At 68.5% G+C, this 26,170-nt stretch carries 26 protein-coding genes; 12 read left to right on the forward strand and 14 right to left on the reverse strand.

The genetic code is table 11. From position 1 onward, the window contains the following. The first annotated feature begins 53 nt into the window (after positions 1 to 53). A complete protein-coding gene (locus JWQ81_RS19490) occupies positions 54 to 1,244 on the forward strand; it encodes a YihY/virulence factor BrkB family protein (protein WP_297543525.1) in 1,191 nt (396 codons plus the stop codon). Between the two features lie 88 nt (positions 1,245 to 1,332). On the opposite strand, the gene JWQ81_RS19495 is transcribed toward JWQ81_RS19490, so the two are convergent. Beyond that, a complete protein-coding gene (locus JWQ81_RS19495) occupies positions 1,333 to 1,575 on the reverse strand; it encodes a DUF3039 domain-containing protein (RefSeq protein ID WP_297543527.1) in 243 nt (80 codons plus the stop codon). A gap of 145 nt (positions 1,576 to 1,720) precedes the next feature. Here JWQ81_RS19495 and JWQ81_RS19500 point away from each other — a divergent pair, with 145 nt between their 5' ends. Both JWQ81_RS19500 and JWQ81_RS19505 read left to right on the forward strand, forming a co-directional pair. After that, positions 1,721 to 2,623 carry a pseudouridine-5'-phosphate glycosidase gene (locus tag JWQ81_RS19500; protein ID WP_297543529.1) on the forward strand — a complete coding sequence of 301 codons (903 nt, stop codon included), beginning with the start codon at positions 1,721 to 1,723 and terminating at the stop codon, positions 2,621 to 2,623. Beyond that, positions 2,620 to 3,486, forward strand: coding sequence for a carbohydrate kinase family protein (locus JWQ81_RS19505; RefSeq protein WP_297543530.1), 867 nt, complete (start codon positions 2,620 to 2,622; stop codon positions 3,484 to 3,486). Before JWQ81_RS19500 ends, JWQ81_RS19505 begins: the two co-directional genes overlap by 4 nt. 8 nt (positions 3,487 to 3,494) lie before the next feature. Here JWQ81_RS19505 and JWQ81_RS19510 read toward each other — a convergent pair whose 3' ends face one another. Further along, entirely contained in the window at positions 3,495 to 3,836 is a 342-nt protein-coding gene (locus JWQ81_RS19510; protein WP_297543532.1) for a DUF3099 domain-containing protein, read from the reverse strand. 37 nt (positions 3,837 to 3,873) lie between these two features. After that, complete coding sequence (locus JWQ81_RS19515; protein ID WP_297543534.1) at positions 3,874 to 5,163, reverse strand: amidohydrolase; 1,290 nt, start codon at positions 5,161 to 5,163, stop codon at positions 3,874 to 3,876. Here JWQ81_RS19515 and JWQ81_RS19520 point away from each other — a divergent pair. The 4 genes from JWQ81_RS19520 to JWQ81_RS19535 all read left to right on the forward strand — a co-directional run bounded on the left by JWQ81_RS19520 (position 5,134) and on the right by JWQ81_RS19535 (position 10,467). Then, positions 5,134 to 6,696, forward strand: a complete 1,563-nt coding sequence (locus JWQ81_RS19520) for a methyltransferase (protein WP_297543536.1) — start codon at positions 5,134 to 5,136, stop codon at positions 6,694 to 6,696. The genes JWQ81_RS19515 and JWQ81_RS19520 overlap by 30 nt on opposite strands. Beyond that, positions 6,693 to 7,118 (forward strand): D-aminoacyl-tRNA deacylase, encoded by a 426-nt coding sequence (gene dtd, locus JWQ81_RS19525; protein WP_297543538.1) that lies wholly within the window; start codon positions 6,693 to 6,695, stop codon positions 7,116 to 7,118. Before JWQ81_RS19520 ends, dtd begins: the two co-directional genes overlap by 4 nt. Before the next feature lie 298 nt (positions 7,119 to 7,416). Continuing rightward, positions 7,417 to 8,448 carry a sigma-70 family RNA polymerase sigma factor gene (locus JWQ81_RS19530; protein WP_297543540.1) on the forward strand — a complete coding sequence of 344 codons (1,032 nt, stop codon included), beginning with the start codon at positions 7,417 to 7,419 and terminating at the stop codon, positions 8,446 to 8,448. A gap of 351 nt (positions 8,449 to 8,799) precedes the next feature. After that, positions 8,800 to 10,467, forward strand: a complete 1,668-nt coding sequence (locus tag JWQ81_RS19535) for a fumarate hydratase (protein WP_297543635.1) — start codon at positions 8,800 to 8,802, stop codon at positions 10,465 to 10,467. Between the two features lie 61 nt (positions 10,468 to 10,528). On the opposite strand, the gene JWQ81_RS19540 is transcribed toward JWQ81_RS19535, so the two are convergent. Continuing rightward, positions 10,529 to 11,350, reverse strand: coding sequence for a bifunctional 2-polyprenyl-6-hydroxyphenol methylase/3-demethylubiquinol 3-O-methyltransferase UbiG (locus JWQ81_RS19540; protein ID WP_297543542.1), 822 nt, complete (start codon positions 11,348 to 11,350; stop codon positions 10,529 to 10,531). A gap of 53 nt (positions 11,351 to 11,403) precedes the next feature. Between JWQ81_RS19540 and JWQ81_RS19545 the strand changes: the two genes are divergently transcribed. After that, complete coding sequence (locus tag JWQ81_RS19545) at positions 11,404 to 11,823, forward strand: DUF6314 family protein (RefSeq protein WP_297543544.1); 420 nt, start codon at positions 11,404 to 11,406, stop codon at positions 11,821 to 11,823. Here the strand turns inward: JWQ81_RS19545 and JWQ81_RS19550 are convergent. Then, on the reverse strand, positions 11,804 to 12,991 hold the full coding sequence (locus JWQ81_RS19550) for an MFS transporter (protein ID WP_297543546.1): 1,188 nt from the start codon (positions 12,989 to 12,991) through the stop codon (positions 11,804 to 11,806). The genes JWQ81_RS19545 and JWQ81_RS19550 overlap by 20 nt on opposite strands. A gap of 72 nt (positions 12,992 to 13,063) precedes the next feature. Between JWQ81_RS19550 and JWQ81_RS19555 the strand changes: the two genes are divergently transcribed. Together JWQ81_RS19555 and JWQ81_RS19560 are read left to right on the forward strand one after the other, a co-directional pair. Then, on the forward strand, positions 13,064 to 13,822 hold the full coding sequence (locus JWQ81_RS19555) for a DeoR/GlpR family DNA-binding transcription regulator (protein ID WP_297543548.1): 759 nt from the start codon (positions 13,064 to 13,066) through the stop codon (positions 13,820 to 13,822). 148 nt (positions 13,823 to 13,970) lie between these two features. Then, entirely contained in the window at positions 13,971 to 14,912 is a 942-nt protein-coding gene (locus tag JWQ81_RS19560) for an alpha/beta fold hydrolase (RefSeq protein ID WP_297543550.1), read from the forward strand. 57 nt (positions 14,913 to 14,969) lie between these two features. Here the strand turns inward: JWQ81_RS19560 and JWQ81_RS19565 are convergent, their stop codons facing one another. Genes JWQ81_RS19565 through JWQ81_RS19575 form a run of 3 tightly spaced genes read right to left on the reverse strand, consistent with a single transcriptional unit; the run spans position 14,970 to position 16,949 of the window. Then, the gene (locus JWQ81_RS19565; protein WP_297543551.1) at positions 14,970 to 15,407 is read right to left on the reverse strand and encodes an SRPBCC family protein; all 438 of its coding nucleotides are present in this window, start codon (positions 15,405 to 15,407) and stop codon (positions 14,970 to 14,972) included. Between the two features lie 23 nt (positions 15,408 to 15,430). Then, the gene (locus JWQ81_RS19570; RefSeq protein WP_297543553.1) at positions 15,431 to 15,928 is read right to left on the reverse strand and encodes a hypothetical protein; all 498 of its coding nucleotides are present in this window, start codon (positions 15,926 to 15,928) and stop codon (positions 15,431 to 15,433) included. 37 nt (positions 15,929 to 15,965) lie between these two features. Beyond that, positions 15,966 to 16,949, reverse strand: a complete 984-nt coding sequence (locus JWQ81_RS19575) for a helix-turn-helix domain-containing protein (protein WP_297543555.1) — start codon at positions 16,947 to 16,949, stop codon at positions 15,966 to 15,968. Positions 16,950 to 17,236: 287 nt separating this feature from the next. Here JWQ81_RS19575 and JWQ81_RS19580 point away from each other — a divergent pair, with 287 nt between their 5' ends. Next, complete coding sequence (locus JWQ81_RS19580) at positions 17,237 to 19,033, forward strand: putative Ig domain-containing protein (RefSeq protein ID WP_297543637.1); 1,797 nt, start codon at positions 17,237 to 17,239, stop codon at positions 19,031 to 19,033. 96 nt (positions 19,034 to 19,129) lie between these two features. Here JWQ81_RS19580 and JWQ81_RS19585 read toward each other — a convergent pair whose 3' ends face one another. From JWQ81_RS19585 to JWQ81_RS19600, 4 genes are all read right to left on the reverse strand, one after another. Further along, complete coding sequence (locus tag JWQ81_RS19585) at positions 19,130 to 19,642, reverse strand: hypothetical protein (RefSeq protein WP_297543557.1); 513 nt, start codon at positions 19,640 to 19,642, stop codon at positions 19,130 to 19,132. Between the two features lie 55 nt (positions 19,643 to 19,697). Then, positions 19,698 to 20,375 carry a phosphonatase-like hydrolase gene (locus tag JWQ81_RS19590; protein WP_297543559.1) on the reverse strand — a complete coding sequence of 226 codons (678 nt, stop codon included), beginning with the start codon at positions 20,373 to 20,375 and terminating at the stop codon, positions 19,698 to 19,700. Beyond that, positions 20,372 to 21,490, reverse strand: a complete 1,119-nt coding sequence (locus tag JWQ81_RS19595) for a TIGR03364 family FAD-dependent oxidoreductase (protein ID WP_297543561.1) — start codon at positions 21,488 to 21,490, stop codon at positions 20,372 to 20,374. The genes JWQ81_RS19590 and JWQ81_RS19595 overlap by 4 nt, the downstream gene beginning before the upstream one ends. 102 nt (positions 21,491 to 21,592) lie before the next feature. Next, positions 21,593 to 22,360, reverse strand: coding sequence for a GntR family transcriptional regulator (locus tag JWQ81_RS19600; RefSeq protein WP_297543564.1), 768 nt, complete (start codon positions 22,358 to 22,360; stop codon positions 21,593 to 21,595). Between the two features lie 232 nt (positions 22,361 to 22,592). On the opposite strand from JWQ81_RS19600, the gene JWQ81_RS19605 reads away from it, so the two are divergent. After that, positions 22,593 to 23,399 carry a serine protease gene (locus JWQ81_RS19605; RefSeq protein WP_297543566.1) on the forward strand — a complete coding sequence of 269 codons (807 nt, stop codon included), beginning with the start codon at positions 22,593 to 22,595 and terminating at the stop codon, positions 23,397 to 23,399. A gap of 29 nt (positions 23,400 to 23,428) precedes the next feature. On the opposite strand, the gene JWQ81_RS19610 is transcribed toward JWQ81_RS19605, so the two are convergent. After that, positions 23,429 to 24,532: a nitronate monooxygenase family protein gene (locus tag JWQ81_RS19610; RefSeq protein ID WP_297543568.1), complete on the reverse strand. Its 1,104-nt coding sequence runs from the start codon at positions 24,530 to 24,532 to the stop codon at positions 23,429 to 23,431. Between the two features lie 3 nt (positions 24,533 to 24,535). Further along, positions 24,536 to 26,152, reverse strand: a complete 1,617-nt coding sequence (locus JWQ81_RS19615) for an acyl-CoA synthetase (protein ID WP_297543570.1) — start codon at positions 26,150 to 26,152, stop codon at positions 24,536 to 24,538. Between the last annotated feature and the right edge of the window lie 18 nt (positions 26,153 to 26,170).

The following is a 26,170-nucleotide window of genomic DNA, read 5'->3' on the forward strand; positions in this document are numbered from 1 at the left end:
CGGGGCGGGGCGGCGAGCCAAACCAGGAGCAATGCACCATGCTTGGCGGTGCGATGAGCGAGAAGCAGGCCGACGCGCCGGAGGACGGCGCCGAGCGGGCACCCGAGCCGGGGGTGGCCCGCAAAACGCCGTGGACCCTGATCCGTCGGACCTTCGCCAAGGCCTGGGGCGGCAACATCTTCTCGGAGGCCGCCGAAGCCGCGTTCTGGCAGACGCTGTCGCTGCCGCCGCTGCTGCTCGGGCTGCTCGGCAGCCTCGGCTACATCGGCGAATGGTTCGGCCAGTCCGTGGTGACCGCGGCCCACACCCAGATCATCGGGTTCTCGCGGTCGATCTTCAGCACCAACGCGGTCGAGCAGATCATCGAGCCGACCGTCAACAGCATCCTCACCACCGGCAAGGGCGAGATCGTCTCCGTGGGGTTCGTGATCTCGTTGTGGGCGGGCTCGTCGGCGATGTCCTCGTTCGTCGACGCGATCACCGTGGCGCACGGGCAGTACGGCGTGCGCAACGAAGTCTGGCAACGGATCTTCGCGCTGCTGCTTTACCTGTGCGGGCTGGTGCTCCTGGTGGTCGGCCTGCCGCTGGTGGCGATCGGGCCGGACCTGTTGCCGAAGTTCTTCCCGGTCAGCTGGCAGCCGACGGTTTCGTCGTGGGTCGGGACGCTGTACTTCCCGATCCTCGCCCTCGTCATCACCCTCGCGCTCGCCACGCTCTACAAGCTCGCGCTGCCTCGGAAGCTGCCGTGGCATCGCGGGCTGCCCGGCTCGCTACTGGCCATGGTGATCTTCCTGCTGTCCAGCGTGGGGCTGCGGATCTACCTCAGCCAGATCACCAAGACCGGCTACACCTACGGCGCGCTGGCGGCCCCCATCGCGTTCCTGCTGCTGATGTTCTTCATCGGGCTCGCGGTGGTCGGCGGCGCCTACTTCAACAGCGCGATCCAGGAACTCTGGCCGGCGAAGATGACCCGGCGCCAGCGCCGCAAATGGCGGCGGCTGGAGATGGAGCGCGCGAACGAACGCATCCGCTCCGAGGACGGCCGGAAACTGTGGGACCGCAGCACCATCCCGCTACGCAGGCCGCGCAAGCACGACGACGAAAACGTGCTTGCCGAGCCTGAAGTGCCTGCCGCGCGTGACGCGTCCGACGCGGCGAGCGAGACCGTCGACACGGCGTCGACAACTGAACTGGACAGCGACGCCGAACAGTCCGACGAGCCCCGGAAGTACTACAGCAGCTGAGTCCGCCCGTCCACAGTGGACGGACTCGCGCGCGCACGACAAAACGAGCAGGGCGTCACGCCCTACCCGCTTCGGACGTCGAAGTCGACTACTCGTCGCCGCCGGGGCGGAGACCTTCGTAGATCTTCTTGCAGTCGGGGCAAACCGGGGAACCAGGCTTCGCGGCCTTCGTCACCGGGAACACCTCACCGCAGAGCGCCACCACGTGCGTACCCATGACCGCGCTTTCCGCGATCTTGTTCTTGCGCACGTAGTGGAACATCTTCGGGGTGTCGTCGCCCGTGCTGTGCCTGGTGTCGGAGTCAACCTCCGGCAGAGTCTGTGTGCTCACCCACCCATAATGCCTCACCTGCGAGGCAAGGACGGGCGCCGGGCCAGGACTCGTGAGTGGTCAGGCCGCTTCTAACCGGCCGGAACACTCACGAGTCCTGCCCCAGTGCCTGGTCGGCGCCACCCATCGCCGAAGATGTCCAGTCGTGACTACCCCATTCCTCACCGACGAAGTCTCGAGCGCGCTGCACGACGGCCGCGCGATCGTCGCTCTCGAAAGCACCCTGCTCTCCCACGGCCTGCCGCCCGGCCGGAACCTCGAGGTCGCGTTGCGGCTGGAGCAGGTCGTCCGGGACGCGGGCGCGGTGCCGGCCACCATCGCGGTGCTCGACGGCCGCCCGCTCGTCGGGCTGTCGCGGGCGGAGCTGGAGCGGGTCTGCGCGCCTGACGCCGATCTCGACAAGCTGTCCCTGCGCGACCTCGGGCCGGCCATCGGCCTCGGCCGGTCGGGCGCGACGACGGTCGCGAGCACCGCGTCGCTCGCTTCGGCCGCCGGGATCGGGGTGTTCGCCACGGGCGGGCTCGGTGGCGTCCACCTCAACGCCTCGGCCACCTGGGACGTCTCGGCCGACCTGGGCGTGCTCGCCCGGGTTCCGACGCTCATCGTGTGCTCGGGGGTGAAGTCGGTGCTCGACATCGCGGCGACGCTGGAGGTGCTCGAAACGAACTCGGTGCCGGTGCTGGGCTACCGCACCGACGACTTCCCCGCGTTCTACCTCCGCTCGTCCGGGCTGCCGGTGCCGTGGCGGGTGGAGGACCCGGCCCAAGCCGCTGCCGTCGTCGCGGCACACCGGGAGCGGTCGGATTCCGGAGTACTGCTGGCAAACCCGATCCCAGCGGAGTCCGAAATGGACAAAGAACTGCACGACCGGCTGCTCGCGGAAGGCCTCGAACTCCTGCGCACCAAGAACGTGCACGGCTCGGACGTCACTCCGGTGCTGCTGGAGCACTTCCACACCGCGAGCGGCGGCGTGAGCCTCGACGCCAACGAAGCCCTCGTGGTGTCCAACGCCCAGCTGGCCGCGGAGGTCGCGGTGAAGCTGTCATGAAGGTCATCGTCGTCGGCGACGCCGGCCTCGACATGGTGGCGCAGCACGACGGACCGATCGTCTACGGCGGCGACACCCGCGCGCAAATCGGCTTCGTCAGCGGTGGCGCGGGCGCGAACACCGCGCTATGGATGCGGTCGACAGGCGTCGACACGACGCTGATCGCCAGGATCGGCGACGACCCCGGCGGCAGGCTGATCCGCGCCGAACTCGAGTCGTCGGGGGTGCGGTGCGCCTTCGCCGTGGACGAGGAGGCTTCGACGTTCGTCGTGGTCGTGCTCGTCGACGCCGAGGGCCAGCGCACCATGCTGGCCGACCGCGGGGCCAACGCGCGTTTCGTCCCCAGCGACATCCACACGTCCGAATTCGACGGCGCGCGGCACCTGCACCTGTCCGGCTACGTGCTGCTCGACCCGTCGTCGCGGCCGGCCGGGCTGGCGGCGCTCGCCGCGGCGAAGGAGGCGGGGCTGACCACCTCGGTCGACCCTCAGGCCGCGACCCACCTCACCGATCCCGCGGCGTTCCTCGACGACGTCCGCGGGATCGACCTCCTGTTGCCGAACACCGAGGAACTGGTGGCATTGACCGGATCCGCCGATCCGGAGTCGGCGAAGGAGTTGCTCGGCACGGTCGGCGCGGTAGCGGTGACCGCCGGGCTGAACGGGGCCAGCTGGGTCGACGCCGACGGGATCACCACGGTGCCCGCGGTGCCGGCCCAGTGCGTCGACTCCACGGGCGCGGGCGACGCGTTCGACGCCGGGGTGCTCTCGGCATGGCTCGCCGGGGAGTCCACGGTCGAGGTTCTACGGTCGGGCGTCCGGCTCGGCGCGTCCGCGGTCGGCAAAGTGGGCGCGCAGCCCTGACTCGTGTTTCAGCCTTCGATGATCGGGTGCGCGGAGTTCTCGATGATCTTCGCGGGCTTCTCGTAGCGGTTGACTTCCTCCGCCTTCCGCGGCGGCCCGTCATTCGCGACGAGTACCGCGATCCACGGCAGCGGGATGGAGATCACCACGAACGCCAGCGCGAGCCACCAGGTGTGATAGAACACGCCGGCCAGTACCAGGCACGGGATCCGGAACGCCATCATCGTCATGTACTTACGTTTCCGGGTGGCGAACTGCTCGTCGTACGACGGGGCGGCTTCGGTGATCAGCACCGGAGCGGCCTCCCGCGGCTCGGGACGCGGTTCAGGCGTCTGAGCGGGTGTACTCACGACACCACCTCCACGTTCATGCTCCCACTCTGCACGTTCATCCGATAGCCGGCGCGGCCAGGTACTTCAAGGCACCGGTGACCAGCGTCTCGACCCCGGTGGACAACGTCGGGTGCAGCACCGGCGCGTACAGCGGTGAGTGGTTCGACGGGATGTCGGTTTCGAACCGGCCTGCCCCCATCGCGGTCAGCACCGCCTCCGCGTCCGCGCCGCCGACCAGCCAGAACACCGAAGGCACCCCGGCAGCGCGGCCGAACTCGCTGAAGTCCTCACTGCCGGTCACCAGCGGCGCCGGCACGACGCGCTCGACGCCGAAGTGCTCACGGAAGACGTCGGTCAGCTCGCCGTTCGCCGTCTCGTCGTTCGAGGTGACGGCGAAACTGCCGATGTCCGTGATTTCGGGCGGCTTCGGCACTCCTGCCGTCTCCGCCTCGCCGAGCACGATCCGATGCACCGCGGCCAGGACCTTTTGCCGGACCTGGTCGTCGAACGTGCGGATGTTGACCTCCAGCACACCCTGGTCGGCGATCACGTTGTTGGCTGTCCCGATGTGCACCGAAGCCACCGTGACCACCGCGGACTCGGTGGCCGCGATCTCCCGCGCCACGATCGTCTGCAGCTTCAGGATGATCGACGCGGCCAGCACGACCGGATCGACCGTGGTCTCCGGGCGCGAACCGTGCCCGCCTCGCCCGTGCAGCACGATCCGCAGCGCGTCGGTGGCCGCCATGATCACCCCTGGCCTGGTCAGCACCCAGCCCGCCGGTCCCGGCACGACGTGCTGCCCCAGCACGATGGCGGGTTTGCCGGCCAGCTCGAGCACACCGTCGCGGATCATGCCGCCCGCGCCGTTCCCGGTCTCCTCCCCCGGCTGGAACACCGCCAGCAGCGTTCCCGACCAGTTTTCGCGCCCGCCGGCGAGCAGGTCGGCCGCGCCGGAGAGCCAGGTGGCGTGCATGTCGTGCCCGCAGGCGTGCATCACCGGTACTTCGGTGCCGTCGGCGGCGGTGGCGCGAACCGTGCTCGCGTACGGCAGGCCCGTCTTCTCCTCGACCGGCAGCGCGTCGATGTCGGCCCTGAGCAGCACCGTCGGACCAGGACCGTTGCGCAGCACCCCGACCACCCCGGTGCCGCCGACCCCGGTGTGCACCTCGAACCCGGCGTCAGAAAGCCGCCGGGCGAGCTCGGCCGCCGTCCGCGTTTCGGCAAAGGACAACTCGGGGTGACTGTGCAGGTCGAGGTAGAGCGCCTCCAGATCGGCGAGCCGGTCGGCGAGCGGGGCTAACACACTCTGCCGATGGCGAGCGAGGAGCTGTTGGGTGGTCACCAGGCCATCGTGGCAGCATTACCGACCGTGAGCACCGTTCATCCCCAGATTTCGGCCGGCACCTGCGCCCGGCTCCGCGAAGCGTTCCTCCGAACCGGGTACCACGTGGACGGGGTGGTCGACGCGCTCGGCGGCGTCGCGCACGCCGCGCTGGGCCGAGGTGAGCCCGAGCTGGCGGCCAGGGCCAGCCGCGACGCGGGCGAGCTGGGCACGCTGATCCGGCTGTTCCTGCTCGGCTTGACCGAGCCGGCCAAGGCCGTCACCGCCGCTTTCGCGCCGCTGTCGGTCGAGGACGCGGTCGAGGCCGAGCTGCTGCGCGCGGACAGTGACGGCTACCGCGCCGCGCTCGACGTGCGCCCGCACGGAGACGACGAGAGCTCCTGGTGGGTGATCTCCGACCTCGATTCCGACGTGCTCGGCCACCCGGTCGGCGAGGACCACGTGCTCGGTGTCGGGCACGCCTCCCTCAGCCTGGTCAGGGCGACCAGCAGGCAGGACGTCGACACGCTGCTCGACGTCGGCACGGGGAACGGTGTCCAGGCGCTACACGCGAGCAAGCACGCCCGCCGGATCACCGCGACGGACGTCTCCGGGCGGGCGCTCGCGCTGGCCGCGGCCACGTTCCGGCTCAACGAGCTCGACGTCGAGCTGTGCCACGGCGAGTGGTTCGCGCCGGTCGCGCGCCGCCGGTTCGACCAGATCGTCTGCAACCCGCCGTTCGTCGTCGGTCCGCCTCGGGTCGACTACACCTACCGGGACTCCGGGCTGGCAGGCGACGACGCGAGCGCGCTCGTCGTCCGGCAGCTCCCCGGGTTCCTCAACGAAGGCGGGGTCGGCCAGCTGCTCGCCTCCTGGCTACACGTCGACGGCGAAGACTGGGCCGAACGGGTGGCTCGCTGGTTGCCCGCCGAGACCGACGCCTGGTTCGTGCAACGCGATGTCGCCGACCCGGGCCTCTACGTCGGCACCTGGCTCCGGGACGCGGGAATCGACCCGCGTTCGCCCGAGGGCCGAGCGAAGTCCGGCGACTGGCTCGACTGGTTCACCGAGCAGAAGGTCGACGGGATCGGCTTCGGGTTCGTGACCCTGCGTCGCGCGGGCGGGCAAACTCCCACTGTTGTGTGCGAGGACCTCCGGCAGGCCTACGACGACCCGCTGGGGGCCGAGGCCGCGCGGTGGCTCGATCGGGTGGAATGGTTACGCGCCAACGGTGGTTCGCTGCTGGATGTCCGGTTTGTGGTGCCACCGACGGTGCTTCTCGAAAGTGTCGACGAGCCCAGTGACGAGGGCTGGCTCACCACCGTGCGCAGGCTGCACCGGACGGACGGACCCGGTTGGCAGCATGAGGTCGACGAGCTCGCGTCGAGGCTGCTGGCCGGCTGCCGCGGCGCGCTGCCGCTGGAGGACCTCATCGAGCTGCTCGCGGCGGCGCAAGGACTCGACGCCGAAGAGCTCGCCGCGTCGGCACTTCCCGTTGTGCGGGAACTCGTCCGGCACGGGATGTTGGTCCCGGCGGGTTCGAGCGCCTTGTGAAGGCTGTCGTCGCCAGGGTGACCCGGGCGGCCGTCACCGTCGAAGACACCGTTGTCGGCTCGATCGACGAGCCCGGTTTGTTGGTACTGCTGGGAATCCACGTCGACGACGACAGTGCCAAAGCCGCGGTGATGGCCCGGAAACTGCACGAACTGCGGATACTGCGTGAAGAGCGATCCTGCGCCGAGACGGGCGCGCCGCTGCTCGTAGTGAGCCAATTCACGTTGTACGGCGACACCCGCAAAGGACGCAGACCGTCCTGGACGGCGGCTGCCCGGGGCGAGGTCGCCGAGCCGCTCGTGGACGCCGTCGTGGCCGAACTCGAGCGCCGCGGGGCAACCGTGTCAACCGGACAGTTCGGCGCGATGATGGCTGTCCAGAGCGTGAATGACGGCCCCTTCACCGTTCTGGTCGAGGTCTGACCCGCTCCGACCCGTTCCCACATTGGTCTGAACCATTGCGTTCGGCGCGGGTTCGGGCTGATCTCCGCGCAGGCCTGCCTTCTCAGGAAAAGCTCAGTATTTGTCGAGCAACCGCCTGTCGTACTGGGCCGTCTCTCTAGTGAGCGGCCCGGGAACGAAATCGAAAACCGGAGCGTTACACCAAGTGTCCAGCCAGCAAGCTGGAAGCGCGGCTCCGAGTTCCACAGGCTCGGTGTCGCGAAGCAGAGCTACAGACGTGACGCACAGCACCACGTCAGCCCGTGACCGGGGAGGCAGAATGTCAGTCCAGACTCTCGAACGCGAGGCCAGGGGGATCAGGCAGCGCACCATTCCTGCGCAGTCTACCGAAGATTCGACCGGGCCGACGTTGCTCGGCGACGCGGACCTGGACGCCCAGAGTCCCGCGGCCGACCTCGTCCGTGTTTACCTCAACGGAATCGGCAAGACCGCCCTGCTCAGCGCGGCCGACGAGGTCGAGCTGGCGAAGCGGATCGAGGCCGGCGTCTTCGCCCAGCACGTCCTCGACACCGCCGAAAAGCTCACGCCGAAGCGCCGCTCCGAGATGACCGCGCTGGTCCGCGACGGGCTGGTGGCGAAGAACCACCTGCTCGAGGCCAACCTGCGCCTGGTCGTGTCGCTCGCGAAGCGCTACACGGGGCGCGGTATGCCGCTGCTCGACCTGATCCAGGAGGGGAACCTGGGTCTGATCCGCGCGGTGGAGAAGTTCGACTACTCCAAGGGGTTCAAGTTCTCGACGTACGCCACTTGGTGGATCCGGCAGGCCATCACCAGGGGGATGGCCGACCAGGGTCGCACCATCCGGCTCCCGGTCCACCTCGTCGAGCAGGTCAACAAGCTCGCCAGGATCAAGCGCGACCTGCACCAGCAGCTCGGGCGTGAAGCCACGCACGAGGAGATGGCGGCCGAGTCCGGCATCCCGGCGGAGAAGATCTCCAGCCTGCTTGATCACGCGCGTGACCCGGTAAGCCTGGACATGCCGGTCGGCACCGAAGAGGACGCCCCGCTGGGCGACTTCATCGAGGACTCCGAAGCCGTCGACGCCGAGAGCGCGGTCATCTCCGGGCTCCTGCAGGACGACCTCCGCCGTGTCCTGTCGACGCTGGACGACCGTGAGCAGCACGTCATCCGCCTGCGCTACGGCCTGGACGACGGCCAGCCGCGCACGCTCGACCAGATCGGCAAGCACTTCGGGCTCTCCCGCGAGCGCGTCCGCCAGATCGAGCGCGAGGTCATGTCGAAGCTGCGGCAGGGCGAGCGGGCCGAACGGCTCCGCGCGTACGCCAGCTAAGCGGGCTAAATCGCCAGTGGGCATCGATCACGGTGCGCAATACCCAATCGGCAGCGTTGACTTATGACCTGGGTCACGAGACGGTCGAGGGCACAGATATTTACGGCCTCGGGCGTCTGCCAGGCATGAGCCACGCGGTCAGGGTGTTCGCACCCGAGCCGCTTTCCCCGGAAGGTCGGGTCCGTCGGGGTGGACCCGGCCTTCCGACTACTTGGTGAGCCGACGCGGCGAGGATGTGGCACGAGGGCGGGCGAAGGCGCTCCGGTACGGTCGGAGGCACGCCCGCCCGCGCGCAAAGGAGCCCGCGCAGTGCCTTCTCACGCAGTGCCCTCTAAAGAAGTGCCTCCCAAGCTGCCCACCACCACGTTCAAGCACACCGAAGTCCTGCCGTTGGGCAAGGACGAACACACTGAGTACCGGCTGGTCACCTCGGACGGCGTACGCGTGGTCGAGGCCGCCGGGCGCCGGTTCCTCGAAATAGAGCCCGAAGCGCTGCGAAACCTGGCCAGAACGGCCATCTCCGACATCCAGCACCTGTTGCGTTCGTCACACTTGGCGCAGCTGCGCGCCATCGTGGACGACCCCGAAGCGAGCGGCAACGACCGATTTGTCGCGATGGACCTCCTCCGCAACGCCGCGATCTCGGCGGGCGGGGTACTGCCGATGTGCCAGGACACCGGTACCGCGATCGTCATCGGCAAACGCAGCGAAGGCGTCCTGACCGGCGGCGACGACGAACGAGCGCTGTCCGAGGGCATCTTCGACGCCTACCAGCGGCTGAACCTGCGCTACTCGCAGATGGCGCCGGTGAACTTCTGGGACGAGCGCAACACCGGCACGAACCTGCCGGCGCAGATCGAGCTGTACCACCGCGACGACCCCGGCGCGGCCGACCCGAGCTACGAGTTCTTGTTCATGGCCAAGGGCGGGGGCAGCGCGAACAAGACTTTCCTCTACCAGGAGACGAAGGCCGTCCTCAACCCGAAGCGGCTCGCCAAGTTCCTCGACGAGAAACTGCGCAGCCTGGGCACCGCCGCCTGCCCGCCGTACCACCTCGCGATCGTGGTCGGCGGCACGTCGGCGGAGTACAACCTGAAGGTCGCCAAGCTCGCGTCCGCGCGCTACCTCGACAACCTTCCTCAGGAAGGATCCGAGCTGGGGCACGGATTCCGCGACGTCGATCTCGAGCAGCAGGTGCTCGAGATGACGCGGCACTTCGGCATCGGCGCGCAGTTCGGCGGCAAGTACTTCTGCCACGACGTCCGCGTGATCCGGCTCCCCCGCCATGGCGCGTCGTGCCCGGTGGGCATCGCGGTGTCTTGCTCGGCGGACCGCCAGGCGAAGGCGAAAATCACCGCGGACGGCGTGTTCCTCGAGCAGCTCGAGCGCGACCCGGCGCGGTTCCTGCCGGAGGTGACCGACGAGCACCTGTCCGACGAGGTCGTCGCCGTCGACCTGGGCCGGCCGATGGCCGAGATCCGGGCGCAGCTGTCCCAGCTGCCGGTAAAGACGCGGCTCTCGCTGACCGGGACACTCGTGGTGGCGCGGGACATCGCGCACGCGAAGATCGCCGAACGGCTGGACGCGGGCGAAGAGATGCCGCAGTACCTCCGCGACCACCCCGTGTACTACGCAGGCCCGGCGAAGACGCCCGAGGGCTACGCGTCCGGTTCCTTCGGACCGACCACCGCCGGCCGGATGGATTCCTACGTCGCGCAGTTCCAGGCGGCGGGCGGCTCGCTGGTGATGCTGGCCAAGGGAAACCGGTCCAAGCAGGTGACGGCCGCGTGCCAGGAGCACGGCGGCTTCTACCTCGGTTCCATCGGCGGCCCGGCCGCGCGTCTCGCGCAGGACTGCATCAAGAAGGTCGAGGTCGTCGAGTACGCCGAACTCGGCATGGAAGCGGTCTGGAAGATCGAAGTCGAAGACTTCCCCGCGTTCATCGTGATCGACGACAAGGGCAACGACTTCTTCGAGGAAACCTCGGAACCCTTGCTGCAAATCTCGTTCCGGAGCTGAGTGTTGTGCACTTCACGCGCGGCCGTGTGCGTTCCACGCGCACGCCCGCGCGTTTCGTGTACTACGGCTCCTTGACCGCCTGGATCGTATAGCTCGCGGCGAGACGCTCGGGATTGGCGCTCAGCCGCCATTCGCCGGCGTCGTCGCGGACCATGTGCCCGGGAAGCCCCTCAAACGGAACGCTGTCGTGCTCGACGAACTGCGTCAGCTTGAGTCCCGCGGTCATCAACGCGGTGATGATCTCGCCGAGCCCGTGGTTCCACGAGTGCGACAGCCCGTTCGAGAAGGTCGCGTCGGTGTCGACGTATGTGCCCGGTTCGTCAAAGACGAGCGGTTCCTTCGTCTCGAAGTACGAATACCCGAGGGTCGGCAGCTCGGCCGTCTCGTCGAGCGCCCACAGCATCGGATGCCCTTCACGGATGAACAAGCGACCACCGGGGCGAAGCAGGTCCGCGACGACGCGAGCCCATCGGGCCACGTCCGGCAACCAGCACAATGCGCCGACGCCGGTGTAGACGAGGTCGAACGACCCGGCGCCGAGGACGTCGACGGCGTCATAGACCGTCGCTTCGTGGTAGTCGATGTCCGTGCCTGTGCTCGCGGCCAGCTTGCGCGCTTCGGTCAGCGAGGCCGAGGACAAGTCGAGCCCGCTCATCCGCGCGCCGAGCCGCGCCAGCGACAACGTGTCGGTGCCGATATGGCACTGCAGATGGACCCCTCGCAGCCCGGTGACGTCACCGAGGCGGGCGCGGTCGAACCGGACGACCCTGCTCAGGAAGTCGGGCTCGGCGATGAAGCGATCGAAGCCGTAGTCACTGGACGCGGCGTGCGCAGGGGCTCGCTCGTCCCATCTCGCCTTGTTGATCACCAAATAGTCGTCCATGCGGTCAGGGTCCACGACCGCGGCTGAGTCGTCCATCCAATAACGTGGCGGACGTGTACCCCGTAACCGATCTCGCCGGCTACTTCACCGGGCGCTGGCTGCTGGAGCGAGACCTGTACGACGCCGATGGCGCGGCCGGCAAGGTCACCGGTTCGGCCGAGTTCGCCCTGGACGGCGAGTCGTTGAGCTACCGGGAAGAGGGCGTACTCGACACCGGCTTGTACCGCGGTCCGGTCACGCGCGTCCTGGAGTACCGGCTGACGGGCCCGGGTCAAGCGTCGGTGTACTTCGACCACGGCGGCTTCTTCCACGACGTCGACCTGCGCGAGGGACAGTGGTCGTCGACCCATCCGTGCGCCGACGACCAGTACCGCGGCGAGTACCGGATCCTGGGGCCGGACAGGTGGCAATTGGCGTGGTCCGTCACCGGCCCGAAGAAGGACGACGTCTACGTCACCCGATTCCGCCGCTGACCCGCTCCACCGGGACCTGAGCCGGCGACCGCAGCACCCTCGCGGCACCTGCGGCAGCGATGCACAAAGCCGCGGGCAGGAAGAAGGTCAGGTTCAGCGGGATGAAGTGGGTGAGCGGTCCGATGACGGCCGGGCCGGCGAGCATGCCCACGTAACCGAGACCCGCCACCCGGGAAATGTTGACCCCGGCCGCGCCCTCGTCGGCGTGGCCCGCGGCGCTGAACAGCTGCGCGACACAGCCGGACAGCCCGATGCCGGCCACCGCCCAGCCGATGAGTACCAGCGGAATCCACGGAGAAATCGCGACCATGGCCAGCCCGACCGCGCCCAGGGCGGCTCCGTAACGGACCAGAGCGACCGGGCCGAACCGCGCGACCACCCGATCGGCCAACAGGCGTCCGATCGTCATGGCGGTCGCAAAGGCACCGTAGGCCAGCGCGGCGGTCGCGGCAGGTGCGTCGAGTACCGTCCGCAGGTCGAGCACGCTCCAGTCGTTGGCGACGCCCTCACAGAGCATCAGCATGAACGCGAGCGCGGCCATGGCCCAGATTCGTGGAGACATCCTGCGCTTCGTCCTGGCCTGGACGGCGGCGTCCGGCCGGCTCGCGGGTTCCGGCCGCAGCAGCGAAGGCGAGGCAGACAACGTGACAGCCAGGCCGAGCACGCTGACCCCGACGAGAGTCGCCGGCATGCTCCAGCCCCAGCTCAACGTCCGCGCGCCGACCAGTGCGGCAAGCACACCCCCGAGGGAGAACGCCGCGTGGAAGGCGGACATGACGGGCCGCCGGTAACCGCGTTCGACCGTGACGGCGTGGGCGTTCATGGTGACATCCAGGCAGCCGTTGAAGAAGCCGAACACCAGCAACGCGGCACCGAGCCCCCAAACCCCGGTGGCGAGCCCGGGCAGGATCAGCGCGACGCTGCACAACGCCGCGCTGACGGGCATCACCCGGCGGGGGCCGAACCGATCGATCAGCGGTCCGACCACCTGCATTCCGACGAAGGCGCCTCCGCCGAGCAGGAGCAGCAGGAGGCCGAGCACCGCGTGGTCGATCCCCACCCGCTGTTCCACCGTGGGGATGTGGACGATCCACATGCCGAGCACGAAGCCGTAGAGGGCGAAGAAGGCGAACGTGGCCAGCCGGGCGGCTCGCAGTGATCTGTCCATGTTTCGAACATAACAAACAATTTTCATGTTCGAAAGGTTGTCTAGCACACATGGTTGCTGTTCAATGGGAGTATGGCCAGCATTGAGCGACTTCGGCAGATCACCGAAGCGACCAAACACGCAGGACAGATGAGCGTTGGCGAACTCTCCGAGCTCACCGGCGCTTCGGAGATGACCATTCGCCGCGACCTGGAGCTCCTGGCCGACCAAGGTGTGCTGGAACGCTTCCGGGGAGGAGCCCGAAGCCTGCTGCTGCGAGGCGAAGAGCCACCATTCGCGATGCGGGCGCAGGAAGGGCTGGACGTCAAGCGGCGCATCGGCGCGAAGGTCGCCGAACTGATCGCCGACGGCGAGGCGGTCGTCCTCGACGGCGGCACCACGTGCCTGGAGGTCGCGCGAGCACTCGAACACCGCCGCCTGACGGTGATGCCGCTGTCGCTGCACGCCGCGAACGCGCTGACCGGCGCGTCCCAGGTGAAACTCCTGCTGCCGGGCGGTGAACCGCGGCCGGGCGAACTGGGAGTGACCGGCCCGCTGGCCGAGGCGTCGCTCTCCGCCCTGCGCTTCGACACCGCCGTCATCGCCTGCTGCGGACTAAGCGCCGCCGAGGGCCTGACCGCCTACGACCTGGCGGACGCGGCGACCAAACGCGCCGCGATCACCAGCTCCCGCCGGGTCATCGCCGTGGCCGACGGAGGGAAGTTCTCCCGCACCGCACTGGCCTTTGTCGTGTCCGCCGCCTCGCTCGACGCCGTCGTGACCGACGAAACCGTTCCGGAGGAGGAAAAAGCCGCGCTGACGGCAGCCGGTGTGACGGTGCTCGAAGCATGACGTTCCTGCGCTCCTGCCTGTTCCACCACGAAAACGCGAATCCGTTGCCAAATCCGCAGGACAGCGCGTAACTCCTTGGCTACTCACCCGTTAAGTACTCGGGTGACATGAGTCACCCCAAAGGTCTTCCACAGAGAGGTGGATGGGCATGGGTGCTCGGATCTTCGGACGACGACGATCACGCGGACTGGTAGCCGTCGCGGCGCTGGCGGGGTTGCTCTTCAGTACCGGGGCGGCGCAGGCCGCACCGCAGGACGCGACCGGACCGGTGCAGCCGAACATCATCGCGGCGGCGCTGTACTCCCTGAGCAACCCGACCCTGTCCCCACCCGGCACCAACGACTGGGGCTGCCAACCCAGCGCGGCGCACCCGGACCCTGTGCTGCTTTCCAACGGCACCACGGCCAACGCCTACGAAAACTGGTCGAACCTGTCCCAGCGGCTCGCCGATGCCGGCTACTGCGTGTTCGCCGGGAACTTCGGCGGCTCCCCCGGCAGCTTCCTGCAGACCGTCGGCCCCATCGAGACGACCGCGAGCCAGCTCGCCGCGTTCGGCGACAGGATCCTTCAAGCGACCGGCGCGAAGAAGCTCGACGTCGTCGGGCACTCGCAGGGCGGTATGAACATCCGCTACTGGATCAAGAACCTGGGCGGCGACAAGAAGATCGGGAAGTTGATCGGGCTCGCGCCGTCGAACTACGGCACTAACCTGTTCGGCCTGCTGACCACGCTCGAAGCCATTCCCGGGGTGCCGGGCGTCCTCGGCCTGGCGTGCGCGTCCTGCAACCAGCAGGCGACGAATTCGAGCTTCCTCAAGGCGCTCAACGCGGGCGGCGACACGGTGCCCGGCGTGGACTACACGGTGATCGAGACCAGGTACGACGAGGTCGTCACGCCGTATACGAACGCGTTCCTCAAGCCGGCGCCGAATGTACACAACGTCCTGCTGCAGGACCTGTGCGCGCTCGACAACACCGACCACCTCGGCATCCCGTACGACCCGATCACCGGCACCCTCGTGCTCAACGCCCTCGACCCGGCGCACGCGGTCACCCCGAAGTGCCAGTACGTCCCACCCGTACTGAGCTGAGTTTTCGTGGAGGTCTCCGCCGACGGGCGGAGGCCTCCACGGATCGAACAGCCGCACTCAGCCGGGGAACATCTCCGCGAGGCGGGCGAGGGTCTTCTCGATGCCGTCCTTGTTCTTGCGCGGGAACGGGCTGATGCCGATCAGGTAAGGCGCCTTCGCCGTGGACCAGTCGAAGGTTTCGGTGATCTCCGTCTTCCCGCCGTCGACGGGCTTGAGCGCCCAGCGCCAGCGGTGCCCGTTGAAGTGGCGCCACGCGATCAGCCGGTTCTCCTCGAACTCGACCACGGTGTTGTCGATCTTGTAGGACGCGCCGATCTTCATCTCCATGCCGAACTTCGAACCCAGCTCAAGCCGCTGCGGGCCGCCGGGACGCGCTGCCCGCACCGATCCCGAACCGTCGATCAGCGCGTGCTTGGCCGGGTCGAGGAGCAGCTCGAAGATCTTGTCCGGGGTGGTGCCGACGGTCCTGGTGACCGAAACCTGCCGTTTTCCCATAACGGGCAGCCTAAGCCTCACCGTCAGGGCATGCTCGGCGCACTCGGTGCGAGCTTGATGACCAGGGTCCGGTCACCGAGCGCGGCGCCCAGCGGCACCGAAACCATGGGATACCGGATGTCCATCGTGCACATCTGGTGCCGGTTCGGCGTGCTCTCGGCGAGGTTGACGACTACCTTCTGCGCGTCCTGCAGCGACGTCGTCGCGCTGGCGTGGCTGCAACCGCCTTCCAGCGCCTTGACCGAAACAACGGTGCCGCCGCGGCTTACGAAGGCGATCCGCGGATAGTCGGCGGGCAGCGAGCTCGCGTCGATCTGCTTGGCGGGCACCGGGACGCTGCCGTCCGGCACCGACTGCGCCGGAGCTTCGGCGGGACCTCCTCCCGGAGCCGCCGGTTTGTCGACGTTCGAAGCCGGCGGCTGACCCGCCGCGGCTGGGTTGGCAGGGGCTGGTTGACCGGCACAGGCCGTCGCCGCGATCAGGAGGAGACCCGCACCCGCGAATTTCGTTAGGTACCTCATGGTTGTGGAGACGGAACGAACCGCCCGCGGGGTTGCATCACAACCAGCCGTTCCGCTTGGCGTGCAGAGCGAGCTGGAACCGGTTCGCCGCGCCGGTCCGCGCCATCAGGCTTTCGAGGTAGCGGAAGACCGTCCGGCGGCTGACACCGAGGCTCCTGGCGACCTGGTCGTCACCGAGTCCGGCGGCCAGCAGGGCGAGCATCCGCCGTTCGCTGGGCAGCAGGTGCAAACCGTTCGGCTGCTCGGCGAAGTTCAGCGGCAGCGCGGCCCGCCAACACATCTCGAACAGGCCGATCAACGCGGAAAGCAGGCTGCACGGCCGAATCAGGAACGCCGACAGGCCGACGTCGGCCTCGGCGACGGACGGCGAAACGACCGCGCATTCGTCGTCGATGATCAGCAGCTTGACCGGGACGTCGGGCAGGATGCGCGCTTCCTCGCCGGCCTTGCCGCAGGGCAGAACGTTGTCGGCGAGGTACTCGGGCCGCTCCAGCGCGACTTTGCCGTACACGGCCCGGTAGCGGACGCCGCCGCGCAGGTTGTCCAGTTCGACGTCGTTTCCGTCGGCATCCGCGTAGTAAGGCGGGGAATCCAGGCCGCGGACTTCGACCCTCGCCGCGCTTTCCAGCTGATGGATCCGGTCGCTGACGGCAGGCCCCACCACGACTTCGATCAGCTGGTCGGCCGCGTCGCCGGTGGAGGACCGCCGGTAGGAGTCGAACGCCCTGGTGACGTCGATCCGAGCCTGGGCCAGTTCGGCCTCACGGTGGCGGGACAACAGGTCGAGACCGAGACTCGGTGGCACCGGGCGCGCCGAATCCAAGTTCATCTTCGCCAGGCTCACCAGCCCCGCGGTGGCCAGCGCGCTGAAACATCCACTCACGACTTTCGGTGGAAGTCCGGTCTTTGCGGCAATCTGCTCAGCAGTGGACAAACCACCAGCCAGCAATGTCAGGTAGACCTCGGCGTCGTCCCTTTTCAACCCCAGTGTGATGAGATGACCGACTGCCTTGGCGACCATGCAGCGCTCCTCCGGTCCAGTGGAACGACACTTTTGCGCCACTGACCTTAACGTGACACCGCGCGTTTCCCACTCCTTGTAGACAACTGACACCGATGGGTGACCCCCTATCGAATCGACCCCGAGGAGGGATCGTGCGCAGTGTCAAACGAAGACTGTTCAGCATCGCGGGACTGGCCGCTGTGGTGCTCGCCGCGCCGGCAGCACCGGCGCTCGCGAGTCCGCAGGTAAACCAGCCCGCGGCACATCCGACCGCCAACGTTTGTTCCCAGGTCGTCAAACCCGGGATGGCGACGTGTTTCGCGATCAGGCAGACCGACACCATGCAAGCCCACCTCGCGCCGAACGCCGCCCCCAGCGGCTACGGCCCGGCCGACCTCCGCTCGGCCTACAGCCTGACGTCGTCGGGCAGCGCGAGCGCGACGGTGGCGATCGTCGACTCCAACGACGACCCCGCGGCCGAGTCCGATCTCGCCTCCTACCGGTCCACCTACGGCCTGCCCGCCTGCACCACGGCCAACGGATGTTTCAAGAAGGTCAACGAAAACGGCCAGACGAGCCCGCTGCCGACCGCGGACAGCGGCTGGGCAGGCGAGATCTCGCTCGACGTCGACATGGTCTCGGCGATCTGCCCGAACTGCCACATCTTGCTGGTCGAAGCGAGCCAACCGTCCACAGCGGACCTCGGCACCGCGGTGAACACCGCCGTGTCGCTCGGCGCGAAGTACGTCTCCAACAGCTACGGCGGTAGTGAGGACGGCACCGAGAACACCAGCGACAGCAGCTACTTCCACCACCCCGGCGTCGCCATCACCGCGAGCACCGGAGACAGCGGCTACGGCATCAGCTACCCCGCGTCCTCGGCGTACGTGACCGCCGTCGGCGGTACTTCGCTCAACCACAGCGGCGGCGGCACGCGCGGCTGGTCGGAAACGGCGTGGTCCGGTTCCGGCAGCGGCTGCTCGAGCGACGTCGCCAAGCCCGCGGTCCAGAACGGGGTCACCACCAACTGCGCCAACCGCGCCAACGCGGACGTGTCCGCGGTGGCCGACCCGAACACCGGTGTCGCGGTCTACCAGACCTACGGCGGCAGCGGCTGGGCCGTCTACGGCGGCACGAGCGCGTCTTCGCCGATCATCGCGTCCGTCTATGCGCTCGCCGGCACCCCCGGCGCGTCGGACACCCCCAACACCTACCCGTACGCCCACACCGGCAACCTCTACGACGTGACGTCGGGCAGCAACGGCAGCTGCTCGGTGAGCGTCCTCTGCAACTCGGGCAGCGGCTGGGACGGTCCGACCGGCCTGGGCACACCCAACGGCACCGCGGCCTTCACCGCCGGCGGTGGCGGCGGTCCTGGCCCGGTCAGCGTGTCCAACCCGGGTAGCCAGAGCGGCACCGTGGGCACGGCGACCAGCCTCACGCTGTCAGCGTCGGGCGGCACGTCGCCGTACACCTGGACTGCGACCGGGCTTCCTGCCGGTCTCACGCTGAATGCGTCGACCGGCGTCATCTCCGGCACGCCCACCACCGCCGGCACGTCCTCGGTGACCGCTACGGCCAAGGACAGCGCGAACGCGACCGCCAGTGCCTCGTTCAGCTGGACGATCTCGCCCACGGGTGGAGGTGGCGGCTGCTCCGGTCAGGTGCTCGGCAACGCCGGTTTCGAAACGGGAACCACGCCATGGACCCAGACCTCTGGCGTGATCAGCAACGCGTCCGCCGGCGAAGCCGCCCACTCCGGTAGCTACCTGGCCTGGTTGAACGGCTACGGCTCCACGCACACCGACTCGCTGTCCCAGTCAGTGAAGATTCCCAGTGGCTGCCACGCATCGCTGACCTTCTGGCTGCACATCGATACCGCGGAAAGCGGCTCGACGGCCTACGACAAGCTGACCGTCAAGGCCGGCACGACCACGTTGGCGACATACTCGAACGTCAACGCGAACACCGGTTTCGCGCAGAAGACGTTCGACGTCTCCTCGCTCGCCGGACAGACCGTCACCGTCGGTTTCAGCGGCACGGAGGACTCGTCACTGCAGACGTCGTTCGTACTGGACGACACCGCCCTAACGCTCAGCTAGCCGACCTCCCGCAAGCGACTCGGGGGACCTTTCGTACAGCGGTTCTGTACGAAAGGTCCCCCGAGTCGTACTGGCGCGGCCGGGTGGCTGAGGGGGTCAGGCGCTGGTGGCCTTGAGCACGACGGTGCGTGCGGCGAGCGGCGCGGACAGGGTCACCGAGATGGTGACGTTCCTGATGTAGTCCGGGCACATCTGGCCGGTGTGCGCGATCGTCTTGACCAGGTTGACGACCACGTGCTGGGCGTTCTGCTCCGGCGGAGCCGCCGTGACGTGCTCACAGCCGCCCTGCTCGGCGACGACCGAAAGCACCGTTCCGCCGTTGCCGGTGAACACCTGGCTCGGGTAGCCGGGAGGCAGGGCCGACGCGTCGACCTGCCCGGCCGGGACAGGAGCGTCACCGGGGGGAACAGCCTGCTTCGGCACAGTGGGCTTTTCCGGGGCGCTGGACGACGTCGGTGCCGAGGTCGGCGAGTCACTGCTCGATGGCGATGGGCTGCTGGTCGACGAGGTCGGCGGGCTCCCTGGACTGGCGTTGCCGGCCGGGGAACCGCAGGCCGTAGCCGCGACCAGCACGAGCCCCGCGCCGATGACCTTCGCTGTGTGCCTCATGCCCCTGAAGACGGATCGGCCACCCGATCGGGTTGCACGCGGCCGAGAATCAGCGTCAGGAATTCAGGACGGCGGGCAGGTCACGGACGGAATCGAGGACGTGGGTCGCTCCGGCGGCCGCGAGGTCGTCCGCCCGCCCGGCGCCGGTCAGGACCCCCGCCACCACCGAAGCGCCGGAACGGACACCCGTGAGCACGTCGGACGGGGTGTCCCCGGCGATGGCGATACGCCGTACATCGGTGACCTCCAGCTTGAGTGCCGCGGTGAGCACGAGGTCCGGGTACGGCCGCCCGCGCACGCCTTCGCCGGGTGCGAGGACGAGGTCCGCGAGGTTCTCCCAGCCCAGCGCACCGAGGATGGCGTGCTGCGTCGAGGGCGCGAACCCGGTCGTGAACGCCACGCGGATGCCGCCGTCGCGCAGGCCGCGAATGGTGTCTTCCGCGCCGGCGATCGGCGTGCAGTGTCCGTCCGCGATGAGCTTTTCGTACGCCCGCTGGAACTCCGCGTTCGCGCCCTGCGCAGCGCCCTCGTCGCCACCGAGCAGCGTCCGGAACACGGTGATCTTCGACTGGCCCATGGTTTTCCGCACGTGGTCGAGCATTCCGGCGTACCGCTCGTCCGATTCGGACACTCCGGCGACGCCGATCGCAGTGGTGAAGGCCTGTTCGACGAGCCCGCCGTCCTCGACGGTCGTCCCGGCCATGTCCAGTACGACGAGTTCGATCGAGGTCATAGTCCTAGTTCCTTCGCGGTGTCTTCGGCGATGGCAGGTGAGCAGGTCATGCCGCGACCGCCCGGTCCGGTGACGAGCCAGGCGTTGCCGGCGACCTGCGCGCGGTGCACGATCGCCGACGGGTCGGTGGCCTGCGCGTAGACGCCGGCCCAGCGGCGGGCGATCCGGGGAAGCGGCCGGCCGAGCAGCGAACCGGCCACTTCGGACAGATGGTCGTACGGGTCTTCGGTGACATCGAAGGAAAATGGCTCGTCGTACTCATGGGTGTCACCGATGGTCAGGCCGCCGTCGGCCCGCTGGACCAGCAGCAGCTGCATGGCGTTTCCGGCGGCGACGGGAGCCTGCGGCTGCCCCTCCTTGAGCGCGTCCAGTGACGCTCCGCGGTACGCCGGGTAGTAGCGGAAGCTGTCCGCGTCCGCGACCGACGTCGTCAGCCGCTCACCCAGCGGTTCGGTCTGCGCCATCTGCAGCCGTACCCGGCGCACCGGGACTTCGCCGGCGATCTCCTTGACCAGCCCGCCGAGCCAGGCGCCCGTGCACAGCACGACGACGTCGGCGTCGTGCCGCTCACGCCGGTCGTCGACGACGCCGCGATCGGTGAGTTCCCGGACCTCCCGCCCGGGCAACCATTCGTAGCGGCCGCTCGCCGCCATGGCCGCGCGCAGGGCAGGCTGTGTCACGCGCGGCTCGACGGCTGCGTCCCTGTCGCACCACAAGGCGCCCAGGAAGTCACCGCGCAGCGCGGGGTTCAGCTCGCGAACCTCGGTGGGATCGAGCAGCTTGTAGCCGCGGTCCGAGGCCTCGCCACCGGCGGCGACCTCCCGCGCGACGGCGTATTCGGCGTCCGTCTTCAGCACGGTGAGCGAGCCGTTCGCCCGGAAGCCGATGCCGGGGACACGCTCGCCGATCCCCGCCCACAGCTCCCTCGCGCGCAACGCCGTCGCAAGTTCGAGCCCGGACGCCCGGCCGCCGACCCACACGAGCCCGAAGTTCCGCACGGACGCACCGCGCGCTTCGGGTTCGCGCTCGAGCTGCACCACGTCATGGCCTCGTTCGACCGCCTGCCACGCGTGCATGGTGCCCAGCACGCCGCCACCGACAATGAGAATTCGCACGAGGAAAAGGTCTCCCGTCAAGACGAACAGCAAGTGGAGACCAGGCTAACCGGGGGCCAAGCGCCTCGGAATATTGGATCAGATGAGTTACCGTTCTGTTATCTAAGCCGGATCGAGGCGGCTGGTGAAGCTCAGCCTGTCGCCGCGGAACAGCGACCGCACCCGCTCGAACGGACGCCCGTCCGAACCCCACGACACGCGGTGCATCAGCAGCATCGGCAGCGCCGGGTTCGTGCCGATCAGCAGCGCCTCCCTGGGCGTGGCCAGCACGGTCTCCAGCCTCTCCTCACCGCCGGCGAACACAACACCGAGCTGGTCGCGCAGGCACGCGTAGAGCGAGCCGGCCGGGTCGAACACGTCCAGCAAGGTCGGAAACAGCGCCGAGACCAGGTAGGTCGACTCAAGCCCCACCCGTTCGGAATCGGCCAGCAGCACCCGCTCGATGTGCACGACCTCGTCGCCAGGCTCGATCCTGAGTTCGGCAGCGAGGCCGGGATCCGCCGGACGACGCTCCAGCGTGATCACCGAACGGCCGGGCTCGATGCCCTGCAGCCGGAGGCCTTCGGTGTAGCTGACCAGGGCAAGGGGCTGCACCAGCTTCGGCCCGGCGACGAACGTGCCACTGCCCTGACGCGTGCGAAGGCGGCCTTCGAGGACGAGTTCGCCAACGGCCTGACGGACAGCCGCCCGCGAAACGTCGAACCGTTCGCACAGTTCACGCTCGGTCGGCAGCGCGGCGCCGACGCCCAGCTCGGCGATCACGTCGAGCAGCTCGACCTTGACCGCGTAGTAGCGCGGAATGCGCCCGTGCTCGGGGATACCGGCACGAACCGGGCCTTCGGCCGGGGAGAACGACTGGGATGGCTCCACAAGGAGCGAGCTTAGAGCCTCATGGCGACCTGCGAGCGAAAGGGCAAGTCGTGCCGCGCGAGTGGAGGTTTTGCTTCGTTTTGTTCACCCACAAGAGGCAATTGCCGCCTTCCGGCAAGAACTTCCACCCTCGGCGATTGCCCCAAGCGGTCTCGCTCTGCTGTAGTTGATCTACCGGCGCGGGGCTCCCCGGCCGTCGAAACTCCACTGTAGACAGTGAAAGGACCAACCCATGCATGCCATGAAATGGTTCGGCCTGCTCAAAAACCTCGCCGTCGTAGGTATCTGCGCCGCGGCAGCGATTGCCGTGGCCGCCCCGGCGTCGGCCGCCACCCAGGCAACCGCGCGACCCGGCATCGTCGGTGGTTCTCGCGCCGTACAAGGAGAATTCCCCTGGATGGTCCGATTGTCGGTGGGCTGCGACGGCGCTTTGTACACCCCGCAGATCGTCCTGACCGCGGCCCACTGCATCGTCAAGGCCGGTCCGAACACCGCCATCACGGCCACCCTCGGGGTGGTCGACCTGAAGAGCGGCGAAGCGATCACCCTGAGATCGAGCTCGACCTACCGATCGCCGACCTACGGCAGCGTCACCGGTGGCGATTGGGCCTTGGTCAAACTGGCTACCCCAGTCACCTCGATCCCCACCCTACCCATCACCACGTCCCCCGCGTTGGACAGCGGCACGTTCGACATCGCAGGTTGGGGCTCCACCAGCGAAACCGGTGGCCAGCAACGGTATCTGCGCAAGGCACAGGTCCCGTTCGTCGACGACGACGCTTGCGCCACGGCGGGCGGGAGCTACGGCAAGCTCATCCCCGGAGCCGAAATCTGCGCGGGAGAGCTGGCCGAGGGCGGAGTCGACACCTGCAAGGGCGACTCAGGCGGCCCGATGTTCCGGCCTGACGGCGACGGCAAGTGGGTCCAGGTCGGCATCGTCAGCTGGGGTGACGGCTGCGCTCGGAAGAACGCACCGGGCGTGTACACGCAGGTGAGCACGTTCGCGGACAAGATCGCCGCGGCGGCCGCGGCACTCTGACCGCGCCACCGGGCCTACCGGGCTGGGGGTTACTGGGTCTTCCCCAAACGTACCAACGCCTCGTCGTAACCATCGACGAGCTCGGCCATCACCTCGGCGACCGGGCGCACCCGGTCCATCCGGCCGACGATCTGCCCCACCGGCATGGCGACCACCGTCGGATCGGCCGCCGCCTGGATCCGGTTGTGGGCGTGGGAGACAAGGAGGTTCTGCAAGGGCATGGGCAGCGGCTCCGGCGCGCCGGGTGCCGACCAGGCGGCCGTCCAGCGGGTCTTGAGCAGGCGCGCGGGTTTCCCGGTGTAGATCCGGGTACGCACGGTGTCGGAAGAGCCGGCGGCGATCAGCGCCCGGTGCAGGGCACCGGACTGGGTCATCGTCTCGGTGTACTCCTCGGTGGCGAGCCAGAACGAGCCCATCCACACCCCGGAGGCGCCCAGCGCCAGCGCGGCGGCGACCTGGCGCCCGCAGCCGATACCCCCGGCGGCGAGCACCGGTACTTCGCCCACCGCGTCGACGACCTCCGGCACGAGCACCATCGAAGCGATCTCGCCGGTGTGGCCGCCGGCCTCGTATCCCTGCGCCACCACGAGGTCGACACCCTGCTCGACGTGCCGGACGGCGTGTTCGGCCTTACCGGCGAGCGCGGCGACAGGCACGCCCTTCGCGTGCGCTTGTTCGATGACATCAGGAGGTGGTGAACCAAGAGCGTTGGCGATCAGGGCGATCGGGTGCTTCAGCGCGACCTCGACGTGCGAACGCGCGACCGAGTGCAGCCAGCCCAGGACCCCGTCGCGCTCGCCGGAGCCGTCCGGCAGCGGCGGGACACCCAAGTCGAGGAGCGTGCGTTCGACAAACGCCAGATGGCCAGGCGGAATGAGCGCCGACAGGTCGGCCGGAGTGCCTTCGGTCGGGATCTTCGCGGGCATCACGATGTCGACGCCGTAGGGCTTTCCGCCGGTGTGGGCGTCCATCCAGCAGAGGACGCCGTCGAGCTCGTCGGCGTCGTTGAACCGGACGCAGCCGAGCACGCCGAGTCCGCCCGCGCGGCTGATCGCCGCCGCGACGTGTTCGGACGGCGTGAAACCGAAGATCGGGAGGCCTATGCCGAATCTGTCACACAACGGAGTCCGCATGGCTCACCCTTTCGCGCCGAACGCGGGTTCGTGTTCTCCGGCGTACCGGCACGCCCACGGATAGTCCGGTTTGCCGCTGGGCGAACGGCCGATCTCGTCGGCGACCCACCACGTCCGGGGGACCTTGTAGCCGGCGATCTCCGCGCGGGCGTGGGACTCGATGGCGGGGAAGTCCAGGGGCCGGCCGGGCCGTGGCTCGATCACCGCGGCAACGCGCTGGCCGAGCCGGTCGTCGGGGATGCCGAAAACGAGCGCGTCGAATACGTCCGGGTGGGACTTCAGCGCGCCCTCGACCTCCTCCGGATAGACCTTCTCGCCTCCGGTGTTGACGCACTGCGAACCGCGGCCGAGCAGCGTGACCGTGCCATCCGCTTCGTATCGCGCGTAGTCACCGGGAACGACGTAGCGGACGCCATCCAGCTCGACGAAGATCGTCTTGCTCTTTTCCGGGTCGTTGTAGTACCCGAGCGGGACGTGTCCTCGCCGGGCGATCAGGCCGACAGCGCCGGCCGAAGGCTCGACACGGCGGCCCAGTTCGTCGAGGAGGACGGCGTCTTTGCCGAAACTGACCCGGGGGCCTGCCGAATGGTCGGCGTCCTTGCTCACCATGCCGATCCCGGTGAAGCCGCTCTCCGAGGCGCCGATGGCGTCGGTGATCACGACATGGGGCAGGGTCCGGAGGAACTCCTGCTTGACGCTCTGGGAGAACAGCGCGGCATGGCTGGACACCGCGACCAGCGACGAGGCGTCGTAGGAGCCTTCGGCGTAGGCCTCGATCAGGGGGCGTGCCATCGCGTCCCCGACGATCGTCAGCACCTGGACGCTATGGTCCTGCACGGCCCGCCACACGTCGTGCGCGTCGAACCGCGGCACGAACACCACCGGGCTGCCGGTGAACAGCGCGCCGAACGCGGCCCACTGCGCCGCGCCGTGGATCAGCGGTGCCGCCGGGAGCCGCACCAGGCAGCCCGCCTTGCCCTGCTCAGACAACGTCCATTCGTCCGCCACGTACTCGCCGGTGACGAAGTTGATGCCGCCGCCGAGTGCGCGCCAGATGTCCTCGTGGCGCCAGAGCACGCCCTTGGGATAGCCGGTGGTACCGCCGGTGTAGAGGATGTACAGGTCGTCAGCGCTGCGTTCGCCGAAGTCGCGATCCGGCGAGCCTTCTGCCAACGCCGTCTCGTAGTCCACGCCGCCGTAACCCGAGTAGTCGGCGCCGCTGCCGTCGTCGATGACGACAACGTGTTTCACTTTCGGCGTCTCGGGCAGGACACCGGCTACCTTGTCGGCGTACTGCCGTTCGTGGACGAGCGCCACGAGGTCGGCGTCGGTGAACAGGTGCCGGAGCTCCGGGTGCACGTAACGGTAGTTGACGTTGACGGCGACGGCTCGCAGCTTGTACGCCGCGATCATCGCTTCGACCGTCTCGATGGAGTTTTTGGCGTATACGCCAACATGCGAACCGCGGCTCACACCATGGGCCGCGAGGTGGTGCGCCAGGCGGTTGGCGCGTGCTTCAAGTTCGGCGAAGGTGACCCGCCGGTCGCCGCAGATGACCGCGACGCGGTCCGGCACGGCGTCGACGGCGTGCTCGATGAGGTCCGCGATGTTGAGTGCCACCCGATCAAAGTAGAACAT

Source organism: Amycolatopsis sp. (assembly GCF_025464955.1).
Classification (GTDB): domain Bacteria; phylum Actinomycetota; class Actinomycetes; order Mycobacteriales; family Pseudonocardiaceae; genus Amycolatopsis.